At 42.2% G+C, this 5,229-nt stretch carries 4 protein-coding genes and 1 pseudogene; 1 reads left to right on the forward strand and 4 read right to left on the reverse strand.

Annotated elements, in window-relative coordinates:
* From JWQ85_RS05190 to JWQ85_RS05205, 4 genes are all read right to left on the reverse strand, one after another.
* A partial coding sequence (locus tag JWQ85_RS05190; RefSeq protein WP_299465006.1) for a histidinol dehydrogenase occupies positions 1-384 on the reverse strand: 384 nt, incomplete at its 3' end.
* Between the two features lie 85 nt (positions 385-469).
* Positions 470-1,321: an ATP phosphoribosyltransferase gene (gene hisG, locus JWQ85_RS05195; protein WP_299465009.1), complete on the reverse strand. Its 852-nt coding sequence runs from the start codon at positions 1,319-1,321 to the stop codon at positions 470-472.
* Positions 1,322-1,635: 314 nt separating this feature from the next.
* Positions 1,636-3,174 (reverse strand): hypothetical protein, encoded by a 1,539-nt coding sequence (locus JWQ85_RS05200; protein WP_299465012.1) that lies wholly within the window; start codon positions 3,172-3,174, stop codon positions 1,636-1,638.
* A 189-nt stretch (positions 3,175-3,363) separates the two neighbouring features.
* Positions 3,364-3,855 (reverse strand): HAD family hydrolase, encoded by a 492-nt coding sequence (locus JWQ85_RS05205; protein ID WP_299465015.1) that lies wholly within the window; start codon positions 3,853-3,855, stop codon positions 3,364-3,366.
* A 250-nt stretch (positions 3,856-4,105) separates the two neighbouring features.
* Between JWQ85_RS05205 and JWQ85_RS05210 the strand changes: the two are divergent.
* Positions 4,106-5,229: pseudogene (locus JWQ85_RS05210) on the forward strand (glutamate synthase subunit alpha); the annotation flags it as partial.

A 5,229-nucleotide genomic window follows, 5' to 3' on the forward strand; every position in this document is an offset into this window, starting at 1 on the left:
CGGGATATAGAGCCCTACTTTTTCAATAGCCCTTAATTCGCGCCAGCAGGTTACGCCGGGCATGGTTTCTACCTTATCCTCGGGTTTAATTTGTGCTTTATGGAACTTGTAGATATTGGAATAAGCAATTTGCAACGCTTCCTGCTGCTCGGCAGATACCGCGGCGGCAACTTCTGTCAGTTCGGCTTTATCCAGATAAAGTTTGGTTAGCTCAACTTTATCAAACTTGTAGGCATAATCGTACAGGGCACGGTCGCCATTTTGTTTAACATGCGTTATTACATCCTCAACCAAATCGCGTATCTCATTCGCCGGGTCAACGTTGCGTTGTACCAGGCGGGAAATATCGATAGCGCTTAAATCTGAATAATTGAAAATCTCCATGTCAGTTTGCAGTTATCAGTTTGCAGTTAGCTTGGTTTAAAGATGCATCGATGCTATCTGCAAACCGCCCACTGCAAACTGTATACTATAATATTATTTTCTCTATCGGCATTACTACAATACCTTGCGCGCCGGCTTGTTTTAGCTGGCTTATCCTATCCCAAAAATCGCGCTCGGGTATAACAGTGTGCACCGCCACCCAGTCGCCTTCTGCCAATGGCACTACCGACGGGCTTTTTACCCCCGGCAACAAAGCTAATACAGAAGGCAGGTTTTTACGCTCAACATTTAATACCACATATTTAGTTTCTTTGGCACGCAATACCGACTGGATACGCTGTATCAATTCCTGCACCAAATGATTGTTCTCGCTGCCCTTGCTGCCAATTAATACCGCTTCGCTGCTCATTACATCGGCAAAAGGAATTAACCCGTTGCTTTTTAACGTGCCACCGGTTGATACCAAATCGCAAATGGCATCGCTTAAGCCCAAACCCGGCGAGATCTCTACCGAACCGGATATGGTACGGATGTCAGACGAAATGCCTTTTTCTTTTAGGTATTTACCAAGAATAACGGGATAGGTGGTAGCAATTGCCTTGCCGTTAAGCTGATTAATATCGGTGATGCTGTTATTGTTTGGCACCGCTATTTTTAGCGAGCATTTGCCAAAGCCAAGCTTTTGCAGGTAGCTTACCTCAACCTCGGTTTCCTGTATAACGTTTTCGCCAACTATGCCCAGGTCGGCAATGCCATCCTGCACGTATTCGGGAATATCATCATCACGCAAAAAGAGTATCTCTAATGGGAAATTTGATACGGGAGATATCAGCGAGCTCTTATAATTTTCAAAATTAAGGCCGCAATTTTTTAATAATTCAACGGATTTTTCGTTGAGTCGACCCGATTTCTGGATCGCTATTTTTAGTGTTTTCACAAATTAATTTTAAGGAATGAATATAAACGGAGGACGATATTTCGCGTAGAAACATATATTATCTGATCACCACATGGTGGTGATGGTGCAGATGTAAATGATATGTGTTAAGTCCGTTCATTTTTTGTATTGATGCTGTTGGTAAGCGATGCAAATATATAGCCTATTTTATTAAATCAAAATTTTATGTGAAAATGATTGACAAAAATTCAATTTTTTGTATGATTTTTTGGAAGAATGGCAAAATGTATAAGTGCTTATGTAATTTGACCGTGATTTATAGGATTAAAGGATTTCCATGATTTTGACGCAACTTAACGTTTTTGCGTGATAGTATCCGCAGGCATTTCGCCCTCGTACTCATAAATAGCGCCTTCTTCAAATTGCTTTATCACTTTTAGCTTCTTCACCTTTTGGATATCTTTTATATTGATCAGCTCCGGATTTTCCAGGTTATTGAACCAAATGAGGTAGAAACGTTTTATCTGGTAGAATTTAGCGACATCCTTTTTGAAAAATTTATGCGGCACTAAATAGGATGAAAGGCCCGAGAAAAAGTAAACCGCCTCGTGCGCATCCGAGTAAATGGTAACCTTGGGGTCGAACATACCTTTATCTATATGCCTTAGATAATTCGCAAACTCCGATTCCATCCAACTATTATCGGTATAGCCGGGGTTGCCATACTCGTCGGCTATCTGCTCGTTATAGCGTTTTTTATCAACCATGTATATCTTGGTAATATAACCCAGCATCAGTAATATAAATATGGCAGCTGCTATAATACGGGTTTGTTTAACCGCGATACGCTTTAAAAGCAACATACCCCAACTGGTGTAACCCCACAAAGCAGGTATATACATGGGCGATAACAACCTGGGGTTAATACGCTCGTAGCGTGAAAATGTGGATGACAGCACAATAAACAACCCGTATACTAGTGCAAAGGTGATAGCCAGGTTCTCAAAGCTATCCAGCTTGCGGCGGGTGTAATTGTAGGTTAATGCGGCTATAAAGCCAACCAATATAATAATGGCAAGCGGTGTGGCAAACGCCGGATACATATCAGGCGTCATCCCCATCCACTCGCAAAACACCGAACCAAAGTAGTACAGGTTTTTACTGAAGGATGTGATAGATGGTTCGCGCGGGCCGGTCACGGTGCCTGTGTGTAGAGCATTAACTACCAAATTACTTACCAGTAACGATATACATATGAAACCATATATTAATATATGGACTATCTTTTTCTTTATAGGCAGTTTCCTATCCAGCAGTAATATTAAACCACCTGTGGCCACAATGGTTACCGCGGCGTATCGGGTAACACAGGCCACAGCAGCAATGGCGGCGGCAGCTATAAGCCATTTAACAGTATGGGTTAATAGGTATTTGCGGAAAACGATAAGGAAAAACAGTACTTCGAGGATGAACAGCGTCTCTGACCATAGGTAGGAGTAAACCTGCAACAAACCGGGGTTAAGTATTATTGCAGCCAGCACCAGCCACTTATATACATGCGATACTGGTACAAAGCGCGACATGATCCACCCGCTGGTAAATATCAGCGTGGCAAACAGGAACATGTTAAGTGTGGCGCCAAAAACAACCGGGTCTACACGGGTTATAAAGCTGATGGCAGCCAGAAACAGGGGATAAAATACCGGAAAATCAACAATGGGGATATGATTAAAGGTAAGTAGCGTACCATGTGCTACAAAACTGCGGGCCGCGCTGGTATACATAATAGAATCGGGCGATATGCCTATGCCACTATAACTGGTGAACAGGTATATAGCATAAAACCCAATTGCCGAAAACAGCAGCGTGTCGTAATTTTTTAATTTATCCAAAAATCCCATTGATGTTTTAAAGGATGTAAAGCGAAAATTGTTTTATAGACAGCAAAGATGTCCATTTAACCACAGAGGCCACAAAGATAAAAAAACACAAAGTACATAGAGCCGTGCAAATCACATAAAATAGTTATATCTCTGTGAACTCTGTGTAAATCTCAGTGTTCTCTGTGGTTAAAAACAACATTAATCTATCTGGTCTAAAATAGTGCTTATCGGCTGGTCGCTGTCAATTAAAATACCCTTTACGCCTGCGGCTGTACCTGCTTCAACGTCGCGCTCGCGGTCGCCAATAAAGTATGATTTTGATGGGTCGATGTTATATTTTTCGATGCCTTGTAAAAGTAATCCCGGTTTGGGTTTGCGGCAATCGCAGTCGCCGGTAAAGTTGGGGTGGTGCGGGCAGTAGAAGAAATCGGTTATCTCTACACCTTTATCATGATACACTTGTTTTAAATGCGCGTGCATTTTAGAAAGTTCGGCTTCGTCATACCAGCCTTTGGCTAAACCACCCTGGTTGGTAGCTACTAAAAGCATGTATCCACGGTCCTGCAATTCCTTTAACGCATCAAAATTATCAAGCACATGGAAATCTTCCAGGCGGCAAACGTAATCGCCCATTTCTTGGTTTAAAACCCCATCGCGATCTAAAAATACTGCTTTAATTTTTTCGGGCATATATTATATGGTATAAGTCAACTTTGGCAAAATTAGTTTAATAAGCTTATTTACTATGTGTGCATATTAATTTAACATTAAGAATTATTAAATTCATATATAAAGCCGACTATTATTGTCGCCTTTATAATTAAATTGCAAAAAAAGGCCATTATTTTAATAAATTTAAAAAAATTAATATGCATTTTATAAAAATATGAAAATTCGGTAATTTCGTTATTACCCGCGTCACAAAAAAGCGGATAAAAGAATGGATCAAACAGATGGCAACCAGCAGGGCCTATACAGGTCGGAATTTGAGCATGATTCCTGCGGAACAGGGTTTATAACCAACATAAACGGTCATAAATCGCACAGTATTGTTAGCGATGCATTAACCATGTTAGAAAATATGGAGCACCGCGGCGCTTGCGGCTGCGACCCCGAAAGTGGAGACGGCGCAGGTATTCTTATTCAACTTCCACATGAGTTTTTAATGGAAGAATGTTCTGATCTGGAGATCAGTTTACCGGAGCCGGGTGAGTATGGCGTTGGTATGATCTTCTTCCCAAAAGAGCCCGCTTTAAAGAAAGCAAGCCGTAAAATTATTGCTGCTGCTATTGAAAAACTGGGTTTTGAAATGCTTGGTTATCGCAAGCTACACGTTAATTCATCGGTTATTGGCGAAACCGCCCGCCAGGCCGAGCCCGATAGCGAGCAGCTTTTTGTTGCCCGCCCCCGTGCTGTTACTAATACCGAAGATTTTGAGCGCAAACTTTACGTATTGCGTCGTTATATAAATAAAACCGTTACCGAAACTATCCCGGCAGCGGCCGAGCATTTTTACTTTACCTCGTTCTCTTGTAAAACCATTATTTACAAAGGGCAGGTAACCACTTACCAGCTTCGTCAGTATTTCCCTGATTTGGCCGATCCACGCGTTACATCGGGCCTGGCTCTGATCCACTCGCGTTTTTCAACCAATACATTTCCATCGTGGAAACTGGCTCAACCGTTCCGCTTAATTGCGCACAATGGCGAGATAAACACGCTTACCGGTAACCTTAACTGGTTTTACTCGGGCGTTAAATCATTCGTATCTGCTTACTTCACTAACGAGGAAATGGAGATGCTTTTGCCGGTTATTGATAACAACCAGTCGGATTCTGCCTGTTTGGATAACATCATCGAGATCTTATTGCATACCGGCCGCTCATTACCGCATGTAATGATGATGCTGATACCCGAAGCATGGGATGGCAACGAGCAAATGGATCCGGTTAAAAAGGCGTTCTACGAATACCACGCTACCTTAATGGAGCCATGGGATGGCCCTGCCGCTATCAGCTTTACCGATGGTAAACTGGTTGGTGCCCTGCTTGACCGTAACGGCCT

Source organism: Mucilaginibacter sp. (genome assembly GCF_028288105.1).
Lineage (GTDB): Bacteria > Bacteroidota > Bacteroidia > Sphingobacteriales > Sphingobacteriaceae > Mucilaginibacter.

Bases quoted from the DNA above. Each gene is read 5' to 3' on its own strand.
- JWQ85_RS05205 (WP_299465015.1), bottom strand. From the start codon at position 3,855: ATGCCCGAAAAAATTAAAGCAGTATTTTTAGATCGCGATGGGGTTTTA.